Origin of the sequence: Nocardia sp. NPDC059764, assembly GCF_042732555.1 — a bacterium.
GTDB lineage: Bacteria > Actinomycetota > Actinomycetes > Mycobacteriales > Mycobacteriaceae > Nocardia.
Map to the genome: position 1 here is coordinate 19,002 of NZ_JBHWHH010000064.1, position 16,417 is coordinate 35,418.

Here is a 16,417-nt window from a genome sequence, read left to right on the forward strand (position 1 = left end):
GCCATCGACGTATTGCGCGACAGGCGATTCCGCGACGCGTACGCGGACTTCTCGCGAAGCTGCCCCGCGCCGCCCCATCTGCGACGTAGCATGCGGAACGTGGCCGATGCCAAACGTCCCGTCGCCGTGCGGGTCCTCGTTTACAGCAGTGATGCCGATACCCGCAGCCAGGTCATGCTGGCGCTGGGCAGACGGCCGCACCCCGATCTGCCGCCGATCGACTACGTCGAGGTGGCCACGGGCCCGGTGGTCCTCGAGAAGATGGACGCCGGTGGACTGGATCTGCTGATCCTCGACGGCGAGTCGGCCCCGGAGGGCGGTCTCGGCCTGGCCAAGCAGCTCAAGGACGAAATCGCCGACTGCCCACCGATCGTCGTGCTGACCGGTCGGCCCGATGATGCCTGGCTGGCGAATTGGTCGCGCGCGGAAGCGGCGGTGCCGCACCCCATCGACCCCATCCGGTTGACCGACGCTGTCCTGGGTGTGCTCGGTAATAGCTTCGCGGCCTGATCTTCCTTCGCCCGTGTGATCAGGGCAAACCCGTGTCACGTGACATTCGGGATTACGTCCAATCGGTCATAAAAGACCGTTCCGAATTCGATCAAACGCGATCGCGAATCGTCATGTATCTTCTCGTCCGAGTTGTAATCTGTGCCGTAGCTCACAGGAGCGCGGGGAGATGCATGACAGCCATGCACCACTGACATCATCCCTCCGCGCCCGCTGCCGTCCGTAGTGCGTCGTCCAGCTCGCAGGAGGGGTAGTGCTGAAGTGAATATCGAGGTACCGACCCTGGTTCTCGGCGCGGTCGCCGCCGCGTTCGGGGTGTTCTCCATTTTCCTGGCGGCCCTGATCGGCCCCAAACGCTACAACCGGGCCAAGCTCGAGGCCTACGAATGCGGTATCGAGCCGACCCCGCACGCGGTCTCGGGTGGTCCGGGAAACGGTGCGGGCCAACGCTTTCCGGTGAAGTACTACCTCACCGCCATGCTGTTCATCATCTTCGACATCGAGATCGTCTTCCTCTACCCGTGGGCCGTGCACTTCGACGCACTCGGAGTGTTCGGGCTGGCCGCCATGGCGTTGTTCATCTTCAACGTCTCGGTCGCCTACGCCTACGAGTGGCGGCGCGGCGGTCTCAGCTGGGATTGATCGGCGCACAGGGGATTTCCATTCACACACCCCGTGCGAGGCGGGGTGTCCCGATCCGGGAGAAGTAGTCCGACATGGGTCTCGAGGAGAAACTGCCCAGCGGGTTCCTGCTGAGCACGGTGGAAGATTTGGCCGGCTATCTGCGCAAGAGTTCGCTCTGGCCGGCGACGTTCGGCTTGGCGTGCTGCGCGATCGAGATGATGGCCACCGGCGGCGGGCGATTCGATATCGCCCGCTTCGGCATGGAGGCGTTCCGCGCCTCGCCGCGCCAGGCCGATCTGATGATCGTGGCTGGCCGGGTGAGCCAGAAGATGGCCCCGGTGCTGCGCCAGGTCTACGACCAGATGACCGAACCGAAATGGGTGCTGGCCATGGGTGTCTGCGCATCCTCGGGCGGCATGTTCAACAACTACGCCATCGTGCAGGGCGTCGACCACATCGTCCCGGTCGATATCTATCTGCCCGGCTGCCCGCCGCGGCCGGAGATGTTGTTGAACGCGATCCTGAAGCTGCACGAGAAGATTCAGGAGATGCCGCTCGGCGTCAATCGCGAAGAGGCCGTGCGCGCGGCCGAAGCCGCCGCGCTCGCCAGCACCCCGACCATTCAACTGAAGGGGCTGCTGCGTTGAGCTTCGATGCACCTGCCGGCACGGAGATCCCCCCGGAGGCGGCCGTGGAACCCACTGAGAAAATGTCGGACACAACGGAATCCGCTGCCGCCGAGTCTCCGGCCGCCGAGTCCGCACCGCCCGCCGACGATGTGATCGGCGTGCGGCAGGGCATGTTCGGTGTCTCCGGCACCGGCGACACCTCCGGTTACGGCCGCCTGGTCCGGACCGTCTCCATGCCCGGCGGCACCCCCGCCCCGTACGGCCCGGTCTTCGACGAGGTCATCGCACATCTGCGTCTGGCGCTGGCCGAGACCTTCGACGAGGCGGTGGAGAAGATCGTCGTGTTCCGCGGCGAGCTCACCCTGCACATCCGCCGCGATCACCTGGTGTTGGTCGCGAAGACGTTGCGCGACAACGAAGCCCTGCGCTTCGAGTTGTGTCTGGGCGCCAGTGGCGCGCACTACCCGGAGGACACCGGGCGCGAGCTGCACGCGCTCTACCACCTGAACTCGATCACCCACAACCGCCGCCTGCGGCTGGAAGTCTCGGTGCCGGACAGTGATCCGCACCTGCCCTCCCTGTATTCGGTCTACCCGACGGTGGACTGGCATGAGCGGGAGACCTACGACTTCTTCGGCATCCTCTTCGACGGTCACCCGTCGCTGACCCGCATCGCCATGCCCGACGACTGGCGTGGCCACCCGCAGCGCAAGGACTATCCGCTCGGCGGAATCCCGGTCGAATACAAGGGCGCGCGCATCCCGCCGCCCGACGAGCGGAGGACGTACTCGTAATGAACAACATGGACACCAAGTCCCGTCGCGACACCCGGGAACGGCCCGAACGCTCGGTCACCGTGGTGGGGAACGACTGGGACGAGATCTCCGCGAGCCTGGACGGCATCGCCGAGGAACGCATCGTCGTGAACATGGGCCCGCAGCACCCCTCCACGCACGGGGTGCTGCGGCTCATTCTCGAAATCGAGGGTGAGACCGTCACCGAGGCCCGCTGCGGCATCGGCTATCTGCACACCGGCATCGAGAAGAACCTCGAGTACCGCAGCTGGGTGCAGGGCACCACCTTCGTCACCCGCATGGACTACCTGTCGCCGTTCTTCAACGAGACGGCGTACTGCCTCGCGGTGGAGAAGCTCCTGGACATCACCGATCAGATCCCCGAGCGCGTCAATGTCATTCGCGTGATGCTCATGGAACTGAACCGCATCTCCTCGCACCTGGTGGCGCTGGCCACCGGCGGCATGGAGCTGGGCGCGCTGACCCCGATGCTGTTCGGCTTCCGGGAACGCGAACTCATCCTCGACGTGTTCGAGACCATCACCGGTCTGCGCATGAACCACGCCTACATCCGCCCGGGCGGCCTGGCCCAGGACCTCCCCGACGACGGCGTGCAGAAGGTGCGCGAACTCCTGGACCTGCTGCCGACGCGGCTGCGGGACATGGAAATGCTGCTCAACGAGAACCCCATCTGGAAGGCCCGCACCCGCAATGTCGGCTATCTGGACCTGACCGGTTGCATGGCGCTCGGCATCACCGGCCCGATGCTGCGTTCCACCGGGCTGCCGCACGATCTGCGCAAGTCCCAGCCCTACTGCGGCTACGAGAACTACGAGTTCGAGGTGCAGACCGACACCGGCTGCGACTGCTATGGCCGCTACGTGATTCGCGTCAACGAGATGAAGGAATCGGTCAAGATCGTCGAGCAGTGCCTCGACAAGCTGCGGCCGGGCCCGGTCATGGTGGAGAACAAGAAGATTGCCTGGCCGGCCGACTTGCAGCTCGGGCCGGACGGCCTCGGCAACTCGCCGAAGTACATCGGCCAGATCATGGGCACCTCCATGGAATCGCTGATTCACCACTTCAAACTGGTGACCGAGGGCCTGCGGGTCCCGCCCGGCCAGGTGTACGTGGCGGTCGAGTCCCCGCGCGGTGAGCTGGGAGTGCACATGGTCAGCGACGGCGGCACCCGCCCCTACCGGGTCCACTACCGCGACCCCTCGTTCACGAATCTGCAAGCGGTGGCGGCGATGTGCGAGGGCGGCCTGGTCGCGGACGTGATCGCCTCCGTCGCCTCCATCGACCCGGTCATGGGAGGTGTCGACCGATGACAGAGATCCTGTTGAACCTGACCGCGCGGCCGATCCCGTTCCCGCCGGAGGCGCACGACCGGCTGCAGGAGGAGGCCCGCGAGATCATCGCCCGGTATCCGCACCCACGTTCGGCTCTGCTTCCCCTGCTGCACTTGATGCAATCGGTGGAGGGGTACGTGTCGGGCACCGGCATCGAATTCTGCGCCGAGCAGCTGGGATTGACCGATGCCGAGGTCACCGCGGTGGCGACCTTCTATTCCATGTACCGGCGTACGAACACCGGTGACTATCACGTCGGTGTCTGCACGAACACGCTGTGCGCGGTCATGGGCGGCGATCAGATCCTCGCCGATCTGAAGCAGCACCTGGGTATCAAGAACGGTGAGACGACCGCCGACGGCATGGTCACCCTCGAGCACATCGAGTGCAACGCCGCCTGCGACTACGCGCCGGTCATCATGGTGAACTGGGAGTTCTTCGACAATCAGACCCCGGAATCGGCCAAGGCGCTGGTGGATTCGCTGCGCGGTGAGCAGCCGCCGACGGGTTCGCGCAGCGGCATCCCGCCGTGCACCTTCCGCGAGACCGCCCGCATTCTCGCCGGCTACCCGGACCAGCGGCCGGGCGCCACCGACGGCCTGGCCGGGCCCGCCTCGCTGGCCGGTCTGCGTGCCGCCGAACAGGATTCGACCGACGGAGGCTCACGGTGACGACTGCTTTGACACCCGTCTTCACCAAGCACTGGGCGGATCCGGACAGCTGGACCCTGGAGTCCTACCGCCGCCAGGGCGGCTACCGCGCCCTGCCCAAGGCGCTGCGCATGCAGCCGGACGAGGTCATCGCCACCATCAAGGACTCCGGCCTGCGCGGCCGCGGCGGCGCGGGCTTCCCGACCGGCATGAAGTGGGGCTTCATCCCGCAGGGCCCCGGCCCGGACGGCGTCACCAAGCCGCACTACCTGGTGGTCAACGCCGACGAGTCGGAACCCGGCACCTGCAAGGACATTCCGCTCATGCTGGCCACCCCGCACACCCTCATCGAGGGCGTGATCATCGCGGCCTACGCCATCCGCGCCTCACACGCGTTCATCTACGTGCGCGGCGAGGTGGTGCCGGTGCTGCGGCGATTGCAGGCCGCGGTGCAGCAGGCGTACGAGGCGGGCTATCTCGGCCGCAATATCCAGGGCTCGGGTTTCGACCTGGAGATCGTGGTGCACGCCGGGGCGGGCGCCTACATCTGCGGTGAGGAGACGGCGCTGCTGGATTCGCTGGAGGGCCGCCGCGGCCAGCCGCGTCTGCGTCCCCCGTTCCCGGCCGTGGCCGGCCTGTACGCCTGCCCGACCGTGGTCAACAATGTGGAATCCATTGCGTCCGTGCCCCTGATCCTCGCCAATGGCGTGGAGTGGTTCCGGTCGTTCGGCACCGAGAAGTCGCCGGGGTTCACCCTCTACTCGCTCTCCGGTCACGTGACGCGACCGGGCCAGTACGAAGCGGCCCTCGGAATCACGTTGCGCGAGTTGCTGACCTACGCCGGAGGCATCCGCGAGGGGCACACCCTGAAGTTCTGGACTCCCGGCGGTTCGTCGACCCCGCTGTTCACCGCCGAACACATCGACGTCCCCCTCGACTACGAGGGCGTGTCGGCCGCGGGCTCCATGCTCGGCACCAAGGCGTTGCAGATCTTCGACGACACCACCTGCGTGGTGCGGGCGGTGCTGCGCTGGACCGAGTTCTACGCCCACGAATCCTGCGGCAAGTGCACCCCCTGCCGCGAAGGCACCTACTGGCTGGTCCAGCTGCTGCAACGCCTGGAGAACGGCCAGGGCCATCAGACCGACCTGGACAAGCTGGCCGACATCGCCGACAACATCAACGGCAAGTCCTTCTGCGCCCTCGGTGACGGCGCGGCCAGCCCGATCTTCTCCTCCCTGAAGTACTTCCGCGACGAGTACGCCGAGCACATCCGCCTCGGCGCCTGCCCGTTCGACCCGGCCCGCACCACGGCCTGGGCCACCCAAGGAGCACGATGACCTCGACAGTGAGCTCCACAACCGGTGGCGGGGTGACCCCCACCGACATGGTGACCGTGACCATCGACGGCACCCCGGTTTCGGTGCCCGCCGGAACCCTGGTGATCCGGGCCGCCGAACTCATCGGCGTCCAGATCCCCCGCTTCTGCGACCATCCGCTGCTCGACCCGGTCGGCGCGTGCCGGCAGTGCCTGGTGGAGGTCGAGGGGCAGCGCAAGCCCGTCGCCTCCTGCACCCAGACCGTGGCCGAGGGCATGGTGATCAGCACCCAGGTCTCCTCCCCCGTCGCCGCCAAGGCGCAGGAGGGCGTGATGGAGCTGCTGCTCATCAATCACCCCCTCGACTGCCCGGTGTGCGACAAGGGCGGCGAATGCCCGCTGCAGAATCAGGCCATGTCGGCGGGGCGTGCCGAATCCCGTTTCGAGGGTGAGAAGCGCACCTACCCCAAGCCGATTCCGCTGTCCTCGGCGATCCTGCTGGACCGGGAGCGCTGCGTGTTGTGTGCCCGCTGTACCCGGTTCTCGCAGCAGGTGGCCGGCGACCCGTTCATCGAACTGATGGAACGCGGTGCGCTGCAACAGGTCGGCACGGCCGCCGGGGAGCCGCTGGACTCCTACTTCTCCGGCAACACCGTGCAGATCTGCCCGGTCGGCGCGCTCACCGGCAGCACCTACCGCTTCCGTGCCCGCCCCTTCGACCTGGTGTCGAGTCCGGCGGTGTGCGAGCACTGCGCGAGCGGCTGCGCCCAGCGCACCGATCACCGGCGCGGCAAGGTGATGCGCCGCCTGGCCGGTGACGACCCGCAGGTCAACGAGGAATGGAACTGCGACAAGGGCCGTTTCGCGTTCACCTACCTCACCGACTCCGATCGGCTCACCACGCCGCTGGTGCGCAGCTGGGACGGCAGCCTCCAGCCCGCGTCGTGGTCGGAGGCCATCGGTGCGGCCGCCCGTGGCCTGGCCGCGGCACGCGGCAAGGCGGGCGTCCTGGTCGGCGGCCGGGTGACCCTCGAGGACGCCTACGCGTACTCCAAGTTCGCGCGAGTCGCGCTGAACACCAACGACATCGACTTCCGGGCCCGCGAGCACTCCGCCGAGGAGGCCGACTTCCTGGCCGCCCGGGTGGCCGGGCAGGGCATCACCGTCGACTACGCCGCCCTCGAACGCGCGCCGTTCGTGCTGCTGGTGGGATTCGAGGCGGAGGAGGAATCGCCGATCGTGTACCTGCGGCTGCGCAAGGCCGCACGCCGCAACGGCACGCCGATCTACTCGCTCGCACCGTATGTGACCCGCGGCCTGCAAAAGCTGTCCGGCACCCTGCTGCCGGCCGCCCCGGGCGCGGAACCGCATGTGCTGGAAGCGATCCGGACCGGTGAAACCGATGAGCTGACCGCCGGATACGCCCGGCTGCGCGAGGTCGCGGACCTGCTGCGCGAGCCCGGTGCGCTCATCCTCACCGGTGAACGCCTCGGTGGCATTCCGGGCGGCCTGTCCGCGGTGGCGCGGCTGGCCGACGACACCGGCGCGACTCTGGCCTGGATCCCCCGCCGCGCCGGGGAGCGCGGCGCGCTCGAGGCCGGGGCACTGCCGGTGCTGCTGCCCGGCGGGCGACCGGTCGCCGATCCCGCCGCGCGCAAACAGGTTCGCGACGCCTGGAACGTGGACGAGCTGCCGGGCACGCCCGGCCGCGACACCGCAGCCATCCTGGCCGCCGCACCCAGTTTGGGCGCACTGCTCATCGGCGGCGTCGAGGTCGGCGACATGCCCGACGCGCACGCCGCCCTGCAGGCCATCGACGCGGCGGGCTTCGTGGTGTCGATGGAGTTGCGTCGCAGCGACATCAGCCAGCGCGCCGACGTCGTGTTCCCGGTCGCTTCGGCCATGGAGAAGGCGGGCACCTTCCTCACCTGGGAGGGCCGCCACCGCCAATTCGAGGCCGCCCTGCGGGATTCCACCGTCCGCCGCGAGGCCGCGCCGATGCCCGAATACCGGGTCCTCGACGCCATCGCCAACGAGATGGGGGTGCGGCTGGGCCTGCGCGACGCCGCCGGCGCCCGCGCGGAACTGGCCGACCTCGGAGTCTGGGACGGCGCGCCCGCCCCGACACCGGTGCACCGCCCGCATCCGCCGGCCCAACCCCATTCGGGCACAGCGGTGCTCGCGTCCTGGCGCATGCTCATCGACCGCGGTCGTCTCCAGGACGGCGAACCCAACCTGGCGGGCACCGCGCGCACCCCCGTGGTGCGGCTGTCCGCCCGGACCGCCGCCGAGATCGGCGCCACCACCGGTGATCCGGTGACCGCCGCGACCGACCACGGCCACATCACCCTGCCCCTGGTCATCACCGAGATGCCCGACGGCGTGGTGTGGCTGCCCATGAATTCCCCCGGCTCCGACGTGCTGGTGCAGCTCGGCACCACACCCGGCCACCTCGTGCGTATCCGACGGGAGGACCACCGTGAGTGACCTGAGTATGTTCGGCCACGATCCGTGGTGGCTGGTACTGGTGAAATCCATCGGGATCTTCGTGTTCCTGCTGCTCATCCCGATGCTGGCGGTGTACGCGGAACGAAAGATCGTGGCGTTCATGCAGATGCGCGTCGGACCCAACCGGGTCGGGCCGCGCGGCTCGCTGCAGTCCATCGCCGACGGCGTGAAGATGCTCCTCAAGGAGGACATCATCCCGGCCATCGTGGACAAGCCGATCTTCATTCTCGCGCCGGTGATCTCGCTGATCCCCGCCGTGATGGCGTTCGCGGTGATCCCGTTCGGTCCGCAGGTCAGCATCTTCGGGCACCGGACCATGCTGCAGCTGACCGATATGCCGGTGGGCGTGCTCTACATCCTGGCCATGGCCTCGGTCGGCGTGTACGGCATCGTGCTCGCGGGCTGGGCGTCCGGGTCCACCTACCCGCTGCTGGGCGGGCTGCGCTCCACCGCGCAGGTCATCTCCTACGAGATCGCCATGGCGCTGTGCTTCGCCGCGGTGTTCCTGCTCTCGGGCACCATGTCCACCTCGGGAATCGTCAAGGCGCAGGAGGGAACCTGGTACGTCTTCCTGCTGCTGCCGTCGTTCCTGATCTACGCGGTGTCCATGGTCGGCGAGACCAACCGCGCGCCCTTCGACCTCCCCGAGGCCGAGGGCGAGCTGGTCGGCGGCTTCCACACCGAGTACTCCTCGCTCAAATTCGCCATGTTCATGATGGCCGAGTACATCAATATGGCGACCGTGTCCGCGCTGGCCACCACGCTGTTCTTCGGCGGCTGGCACGCGCCGTTCCCGATCAGCCTGTGGGCGGGCGCGAACAGCGGCTGGTGGCCCATGCTGTGGTTCACCGCCAAGGTGTGGACGTTCCTGTTCGTGTTCATCTGGCTGCGCGGCACGCTCCCCCGCCTGCGCTACGACCAGTTCATGAACCTGGGCTGGAAGCTGCTGATCCCGGTGTCGCTGGCCTGGGTCATGTTCGTCGCGACCCTGAAGGTGCTGCAGAACAACGGCACCCACATCCAGACCGCGGGCATGGTGATCGGCGGGCTGGTGGTCGCGGCCGTGCTGCTGGCGCTGGTGATCCGGGCCGGGCACGCGGGCCACGACCGTTCCAAAGCCTCGCCGGACCCGGACTCGACGCGGGCGTACTCGGACTTCCCGGTGCCGCCGATGCCCGCGACGCCGATGGCGTCCACGCCGAAGCCGGATCTGCTGGCCCCGCTGGGCGGATTCGTGGTCACCGCTTCGACGATGTTCAAGAAGCCCAACACCGAGCTCTACCCCGAGGTCAAGACCCCGACCGCGCCGCGCTATCACGGCCGGCACCAGCTCAACCGGCATCCGGACGGGCTGGAGAAGTGCATCGGCTGCGAGCTGTGCGCCTGGGCCTGTCCCGCCGACGCCATCTACGTCGAGGGCGCCGACAACACCGAGGACGAACGCTTCTCTCCCGGTGAGCGTTACGGCCGCGTCTACCAGATCAACTACCTGCGCTGCATCGGGTGCGGTCTGTGCATCGAGGCCTGCCCGACCCGGGCGCTCACCATGACCAACGAGTACGAGCTGGCCGACGACAACCGCGCCGGGCTGATCTACGAGAAGCAGGATCTGCTCGCCCCGATGCAGCCGGGCATGGTCGCCCCGCCGCACGCCATGTATCCCGGCGCGGACGAAGGCTCCTACTACCGCGGCGAAGTCCCCGGCGCGGCAAGCGAACTCGCCGGAGCGGAAGGGACCAACCAATCATGATCACCGACCGGATCGCCCAGCCCGCCCAGCAGATCGTCACCCAGACCTCCACCGGCGAGGCCGTCCAGTTCTGGATCCTCGCCGTGGTGGCGGTGCTCGGCGCGCTCGGCATGGTCTGCGCGCGCAAGGCCGTGCACTCGGCACTGTGCCTGGCCGCCACCATGATCACGCTGTCGGCGTTCTACATCGCGCAGAGCGCGCTGTTCCTGGGCATCGTGCAGATCGTCGTCTACACCGGCGCGGTCATGATGCTGTTCCTGTTCGTACTCATGCTCGTCGGCGTGGATTCCGCGGAGTCGCTGCGGGAGACGTTGCGCGGGCAGCGGCTCGCGGTCGTGGTGGTGGGCATCGGCTTCGGCATGCTGCTCATCGGCGGCATCGCCCGCGGCACGGCCGACAAGAGCGTCGCCGAGACCGGACCCGGCCTGGGCGGCAAAGACACCATCGGGGCGCTGGCCGAACTCATCTTCGTGCGCTACGTGTGGGCGTTCGAGCTCACCGGCGCGCTGCTCATCACCGCGACCATCGGCGCCATGGTGCTCGCGCACCGCGAACGGTTCGGGCCGCCCACCGATCAGCGCACCCTGTCCAAGGAACGCTTCCGCGTGGGCACCCGGGTGACGCCGCTGCCCACGCCCGGCGTGTACGCCCGCCACAATGCCGTCGACGCGCCCGCGCGGCTGCCGGACGGCTCCTTCGAGGAGCTGTCGGTCAGCACCATCCTGCGGCACCGCCGCAATCGCGCCCACACCGAAGCGGTCGTGCTGACCGTCGGCGACGGCAGCGACGTTCCCGGCGACGACACTCACGAGGAAGGCCAGCGGTGAATCCGGACAACTATCTGTACCTCTCGGCCCTGCTGTTCACCATCGGCGCCGCCGGAGTCCTGGTGCGGCGCAACGCCATCGTGGTGTTCATGTGCATCGAGCTCATGCTCAACGCCGTGAACCTGGCCTTCGTCACCTTCGCGCGCACGCACGGCAATCTCGACGGTCAGGTCTTCGCGTTCTTCACCATGGTGGTGGCCGCCGCCGAGGTCGTGGTCGGCCTGGCCATCATCATGAGCATCTTCCGTGCCCGCCGCTCGACCTCGGTCGACGACGCGAACCTGCTGCGGTACTGACATGGATACCGCACAGATGCTGCTGTGGCTGATGCCCGCGCTCCCGCTCGCGGGAGCCGTCTTCCTGCTGCTGATCGGCCGGATCAGCGACACGTGGGGCCATATTCCGGGCACCGCGCTGGCGCTGGCCTCGTTCGTGGTCGCGGCGTGGGCGTTCTCCGACATGCTGGACCGGCCGAATTCCGAACGGGCCGTGCACTACACGCTGTTCGAGTGGGTGCCGGTGGCCGGGCTGAAGGTCGACTTCACGCTGCAACTCGACCAGCTGTCGATGTGCTTCGCGCTGCTGATCACGGGTGTCGGATCGCTGATCCACATCTACTCGATCGGGTACATGAAGGGCGACGAGGGACGGCGGCGATTCTTCGCCTACCTCAACCTGTTCCTGGCCGCCATGCTGGTGCTGGTCCTCGCGAGCAACTATCTGGTGCTGTACCTCGGCTGGGAAGGCGTCGGCCTGGCGTCCTACCTGCTGATCGGATTCTGGTACCACAAGCCGTCCGCCGCGACGGCGGCCAAGAAGGCGTTCGTGGTCAACCGGGTCGGCGACATGGGGCTGGCCATCGCGCTCATGGTCATGTTCGCGACCTTCGGGAGCATCGACTTCCAGACCGTGTTCGGGTCCGCGAGCCACGCGGGCACCGGAACCCTCACCGCCATCGGGCTTCTGCTGCTGCTCGGGGCCTGCGGCAAGTCCGCGCAGGTGCCGCTGCAGTCCTGGCTCGGGGACGCCATGGAGGGTCCGACGCCGGTGTCGGCGCTCATCCACGCCGCAACCATGGTCACCGCGGGCGTCTATCTGATCGCCCGCTCCAACCCGATCTTCGATCTCGCGCCGGGCGCGCAGGCGGCCGTGATGGCCGTCGGCGCGGTCACCCTGGTGTTCGGCGCGATCATCGGTTGCGCCAAGGACGACATCAAGAAGGCGCTCGCCGCCTCGACCATGAGCCAGATCGGCTACATGGTGCTGGCGGCCGGACTCGGCCCGGTCGGGTACGCGGCCGCGATCATGCACCTGCTGACCCACGGCTTCTTCAAGGCCGGACTGTTCCTCGGCGCGGGCTCGGTCATGCACGCCATGAACGACGAGACCGATATGCGCCGCTACGGCGGACTCCGCAAGCTGTTGCCGGTCACCTACGTCACCTTCGGGCTCGGATACCTTGCGATCCTGGGTGTTCCACCGTTCGCGGGCTTCTGGTCCAAGGACCGGATCATCGAGGCGGCGTTCGCGTACGGGGGCGTCGGCGGCATCGTCACCGGTCTGGCCGCGCTGTGCGGCGCGGGCATCACCGCGTTCTACATGACCCGCGTCATGATCTTCACCTTCTTCGGCGAGCGCCGCTGGAACGAAGGCACGCATCCGCACGAGGCACCCGCCTCGATGACCGGGCCGATGATCCTGCTGGCCTTCGGATCCGTCTTCTCCGGCATGCTCTTCGCCTACGGGTCCTCGCTCACCAACTGGCTGGCCCCCGTGGTTGGCGAACACCACGGCGAACCGGTGATTCCCGCCTGGGCCATCACCTTCTTCGCGCTCGCGGTGGTCGCGGCCGGTGTCTGGGTGGCCTACGACCAGTACGCCAAGTCCCCGATCGCCGAGACCGCGCCGGCCGGCAACCCGCTCGTCGAGGCCGCGCGCCGCGACCTGTACGGCGACGCCGCCAACGAGGCCGCGTTCATGCGTCCCGGACAGCACCTGACCCGGTCGCTGGTGTTCGTCGACAACCGCGGCATCGACGGCCTGGTCAACTCCACGGCCGCGGTGATCGGCGGGCTGTCGGCCCGGATCCGGCGCGTGCAAACCGGATTCGTGCGCTCCTACGCCCTGTCCATGTTCACCGGCGCGGCCCTCGTGGTCGCCGCCCTGCTGGCGGTGAGGTTCCTGTGAATGAGCTTGCGAACGCACCGATGAACTCCGTGAGCGACTTTCCCTGGCTCACCCTGCTGTGGGCGGTGCCGCTCGGCGGGGCCGCGCTCGCGCTGCTGTTCCCGGCGGGACAGCGGGCCGCGGTGCGGGCCTTCGCGCTGATCGTCTCGCTGGGCACGCTCGGCATCGGTATCTGGCTGGCCACCCGGTTCGAAACCGGTGGGGCGCAATACCAATTCGTGGAGGACCGGCAGTGGATCCCGGCCTTCGGGGCGGGCTACACGGTCGGCCTCGACGGGATCGCGCTGGTACTGGTCCTGCTGACCGCCGGACTGGTGCCGCTGTTGCTGATCGCGGGCTGGCAGGACGAGCGGGAGGTCGGCACCGGGCCGCGGGTCGCGCACTACTACGTGGCGCTCACCCTGGTCGTGGAATCCATGGTGCTGGTCTCGTTCACCGCCTTGGACATTCTGCTGTTCTACGTGTTCTTCGAGGTCATGCTGATCCCGATGTACTTCCTCATCGGCGGCTTCGGCCCCCGAGCCGGGGATATGGCGCTGCGTCAGCAGCGGGCGCGGGCCGCGGTGAAGTTCCTGCTGTACAACCTGTTCGGCGGACTCATCATGCTGGCCGCGGTGATCGGGCTCTACGTCATCACCGCCCGGGAGAAGCTGGGCAGCCACGGTGGCGGCACCTTCGACTTCCGGACCGTCATGGAGGCCGCCAACTCCGGGCAGCTCGGGGCGACGCCCGCGGTGCTCAACGCGCTGTTCCTCGGATTCATGTTCGCGTTCGCGGTGAAAGCGCCGCTGTGGCCGCTGCACACCTGGCTGCCGGACGCCGCGGTGGCGGCCACCCCCGCCAGTGCGGTGCTCATGATGGCGGTGGTCGACAAGGTCGGGACCTTCGGCATGCTGCGCTACTGCCTGCTGCTGTTCCCCTCGGCCACATCGACATACGCGCCGCTGATCAGCGTGCTCGCGGTGATCGGGATCCTGTACGGGGCACTGCTGGCCATCGGGCAGACCGATGTGATGCGGCTGATCGCCTACACCTCGATCTCGCACTTCGGGTTCATCATCCTGGGCATCTTCGCGCTCACCACCCAGGGTGGCACCGGGGCGACGCTGTACATGATCAACCATGGCATCTCGACCGCCGCGCTGTTCCTCATCGCCGGATTCCTGGTGTCGCGGCGCGGATCCCGGTTCATCGCCGACTTCGGCGGCGTCCAGAAGGTCGCGCCGATCCTGGCGGGCACCTTCCTCATCTCCGGCCTGGCCACGCTGTCGCTGCCCGGGCTCGCCCCGTTCATCAGCGAATTCCTGGTGCTGATCGGCACATTCACCCGCTACCCGGTGGCGGCCGTGATCGCGGCCTCCGCCCTGGTGCTGGCCGCGGTGTACGTGCTGTGGATGTACCAGCGGATGATGACCGGCCCGGTGAAGGAAGGCAACGAGCGGCTCTACGATCTGCTGCCGCGCGAAATGGTGGTCGTGGTCCCGCTCATCGTCGCCCTGCTGTTCCTGGGCGCGTACCCCAAGCCGGTGCTGGACCGGATCGACCCGGCCGTCGCCCGCACCCTCACCACCATCGGACAGCACAATCCGGCCCCGGCGGTGCAGCCGGAAGCCGCCCAGACGAACACCGGAGGTGCCCACAAATGAGTGGAGGTCTGCTGCTCGCCGCGACGGTCCCAGCACCGAGCATCGAATACCGGTACCTGTCACCGATGTTGATCGTGTTCGGTGTCGCGGTCGCCGGGGTGCTGGTGGAGGCATTCGCGCCGCGCGCGTCGCGTTATGTGATCCAGCTGGTGCTCGGGCTCGGCGGGATGGCGGTCGCGCTGGGCGCGGTCATCGGACTGCGCGATGTCCGGGCGACCGCGGTTGTGGGAGCCGTTGCCATCGACGGGGTTTCACTGTTCCTGCAGGGCACCATCCTGGTGGTCGGCCTTCTCGGACTGCTCTTCATCGCCGAGCGGCGGGCCGACCGGGTGCCGGTGCGCCGTGAAGGACCCGGCACCTGGAGTCTCACCGCTTCCCGCGGCGGAGTGGACGCCTTCACCCCGCAGGCCGCCTCCACACCCGGCAGCCTCGACGAGATCGCCGCCACCAAAGCGGGAATCGCGACCACCGAGGTCTTCCCGCTCACCATGTTCGCCCTCGCCGGGTTGATGCTCTTCCCCGCCTCGAACGATCTGCTGACCATGTTCGTGGCGCTGGAAGTGTTGTCGCTGCCGCTGTACCTGCTGTGCGGCCTGGCCCGCCGCCGCCGTCTCCTCTCCCAGGAGGCCGCGCTGAAATACTTCCTGCTGGGCGCGTTCTCGTCGGCCTTCTTCCTCTACGGGATGGCTCTGCTCTACGGCTACGCGGGAACCATCCGGCTGGCGGGCATCGCCGACGCGGTGGCCCGTGATGACGGCAAATCGCACACGCTGGCCGTGATCGGCGTCGCCATGCTGGCCGTCGGCCTGCTCTTCAAGATCGGCGCGGTCCCGTTCCAGTCCTGGGTTCCCGACGTCTATCAGGGCGCGCCGACTCCGGTCACCGCGTTCATGGCCGCCGCCACCAAGATCGCCGCAGTCGGTGCACTGCTGCGCGTGCTGTACGTCGCGGTCCCCAACCTCCGCAACGACTGGCGCCCGGTCTTCGCGGCGGTCGCCATCGCCACCATGGTCGTCGGCGCGATTCTCGCCATCACCCAAACCGACATGAAGCGCATGCTCGCGTATTCCTCCGTGGCGCATTCCGGTTTCATCCTCACCGCCATCGTCTCCGCCACCACCGCCGGCATCTCCTCCACCCTCTTCTACCTGGCGGTCTACGGCCTCGGCACCGTCGGCGCCTTCGCCCTGGTCAGCCTGGTCCGCGATGAAAACGGCGACGAGGCAACAGCTCTCCCCGCCTGGGCGGGCATGGGCCGCCGCTCCCCCTGGCTGGCCACCACCTTCTCCCTGTTCCTTCTCTCCTTCGCCGGCATCCCCCTCACCAGCGGCTTCATCGCCAAATTCGGCGTCTTCGCCGCAGCCACCAGCGGCGAAGCGGCAACCCTGGTCATCGTCGGTGTCATCTCCAGCGCCATCGCCGCCTTCTTCTACATCCGCGTCATCGTCCTCATGTTCTTCACCGACGCCCCCACCAACCCACCCACCGTCGTCTACCCGACCCTGACCAGTACGGTCATCGCCCTCACAGCCGCATCCACTCTGGTACTCGGCATCTTCCCCCAGCCCCTCCTCGACCTCGCCAAGAACGCGGCATCCCTCACCCACTGACCCGAACACAGA

At 67.9% G+C, this 16,417-nt stretch carries 14 protein-coding genes; all 14 read left to right on the top strand.

Annotated features, from left to right (window positions below):
- The first annotated feature begins 90 nt into the window (after window positions 1–90).
- The 14 genes from ACFV4K_RS16495 (at window position 91) to nuoN (ending at window position 16,405) form a co-directional block, all read left to right on the top strand.
- On the top strand, window positions 91–510 hold the full coding sequence (locus ACFV4K_RS16495) for a hypothetical protein (RefSeq protein WP_379275642.1): 420 nt from the start codon (window positions 91–93) through the stop codon (window positions 508–510).
- 261 nt (window positions 511–771) lie between these two features.
- On the top strand, window positions 772–1,152 hold the full coding sequence (locus ACFV4K_RS16500) for an NADH-quinone oxidoreductase subunit A (protein WP_379275644.1): 381 nt from the start codon (window positions 772–774) through the stop codon (window positions 1,150–1,152).
- Between the two features lie 74 nt (window positions 1,153–1,226).
- Window positions 1,227–1,781 (top strand): NADH-quinone oxidoreductase subunit B family protein, encoded by a 555-nt coding sequence (locus tag ACFV4K_RS16505; protein WP_040808330.1) that lies wholly within the window; start codon window positions 1,227–1,229, stop codon window positions 1,779–1,781.
- Between the two features lie 62 nt (window positions 1,782–1,843).
- Entirely contained in the window at window positions 1,844–2,557 is a 714-nt protein-coding gene (locus ACFV4K_RS16510; RefSeq protein WP_379275646.1) for an NADH-quinone oxidoreductase subunit C, read from the top strand.
- Window positions 2,558–2,565: 8 nt separating this feature from the next.
- Complete coding sequence (gene nuoD / locus ACFV4K_RS16515; protein WP_379275659.1) at window positions 2,566–3,888, top strand: NADH dehydrogenase (quinone) subunit D; 1,323 nt, start codon at window positions 2,566–2,568, stop codon at window positions 3,886–3,888.
- Window positions 3,885–4,580 carry an NADH-quinone oxidoreductase subunit NuoE gene (gene nuoE, locus ACFV4K_RS16520; RefSeq protein WP_379275648.1) on the top strand — a complete coding sequence of 232 codons (696 nt, stop codon included), beginning with the start codon at window positions 3,885–3,887 and terminating at the stop codon, window positions 4,578–4,580. The genes nuoD and nuoE overlap by 4 nt, the downstream gene beginning before the upstream one ends.
- Window positions 4,577–5,899, top strand: coding sequence for an NADH-quinone oxidoreductase subunit NuoF (gene nuoF / locus ACFV4K_RS16525; RefSeq protein ID WP_379275650.1), 1,323 nt, complete (start codon window positions 4,577–4,579; stop codon window positions 5,897–5,899). Before nuoE ends, nuoF begins: the two co-directional genes overlap by 4 nt.
- Window positions 5,896–8,364, top strand: coding sequence for an NADH-quinone oxidoreductase subunit G (locus ACFV4K_RS16530; protein WP_379275652.1), 2,469 nt, complete (start codon window positions 5,896–5,898; stop codon window positions 8,362–8,364). Before nuoF ends, ACFV4K_RS16530 begins: the two co-directional genes overlap by 4 nt.
- 7 nt (window positions 8,365–8,371) lie before the next feature.
- On the top strand, window positions 8,372–10,135 hold the full coding sequence (gene nuoH, locus ACFV4K_RS16535; protein WP_379275661.1) for an NADH-quinone oxidoreductase subunit NuoH: 1,764 nt from the start codon (window positions 8,372–8,374) through the stop codon (window positions 10,133–10,135).
- Window positions 10,132–10,962, top strand: a complete 831-nt coding sequence (locus ACFV4K_RS16540; RefSeq protein ID WP_379275654.1) for an NADH-quinone oxidoreductase subunit J — start codon at window positions 10,132–10,134, stop codon at window positions 10,960–10,962. Before nuoH ends, ACFV4K_RS16540 begins: the two co-directional genes overlap by 4 nt.
- Window positions 10,959–11,258, top strand: a complete 300-nt coding sequence (nuoK, locus tag ACFV4K_RS16545; RefSeq protein WP_357010729.1) for an NADH-quinone oxidoreductase subunit NuoK — start codon at window positions 10,959–10,961, stop codon at window positions 11,256–11,258. The genes ACFV4K_RS16540 and nuoK overlap by 4 nt, the downstream gene beginning before the upstream one ends.
- 19 nt (window positions 11,259–11,277) lie before the next feature.
- Window positions 11,278–13,149, top strand: coding sequence for an NADH-quinone oxidoreductase subunit L (nuoL, locus tag ACFV4K_RS16550; RefSeq protein WP_379275663.1), 1,872 nt, complete (start codon window positions 11,278–11,280; stop codon window positions 13,147–13,149).
- 20 nt (window positions 13,150–13,169) lie between these two features.
- Window positions 13,170–14,795 (top strand): NADH-quinone oxidoreductase subunit M, encoded by a 1,626-nt coding sequence (locus ACFV4K_RS16555; RefSeq protein WP_379275656.1) that lies wholly within the window; start codon window positions 13,170–13,172, stop codon window positions 14,793–14,795.
- A complete protein-coding gene (nuoN, locus tag ACFV4K_RS16560; protein ID WP_379275658.1) occupies window positions 14,792–16,405 on the top strand; it encodes an NADH-quinone oxidoreductase subunit NuoN in 1,614 nt (537 codons plus the stop codon). Before ACFV4K_RS16555 ends, nuoN begins: the two co-directional genes overlap by 4 nt.
- Window positions 16,406–16,417: the final 12 nt, after the last annotated feature.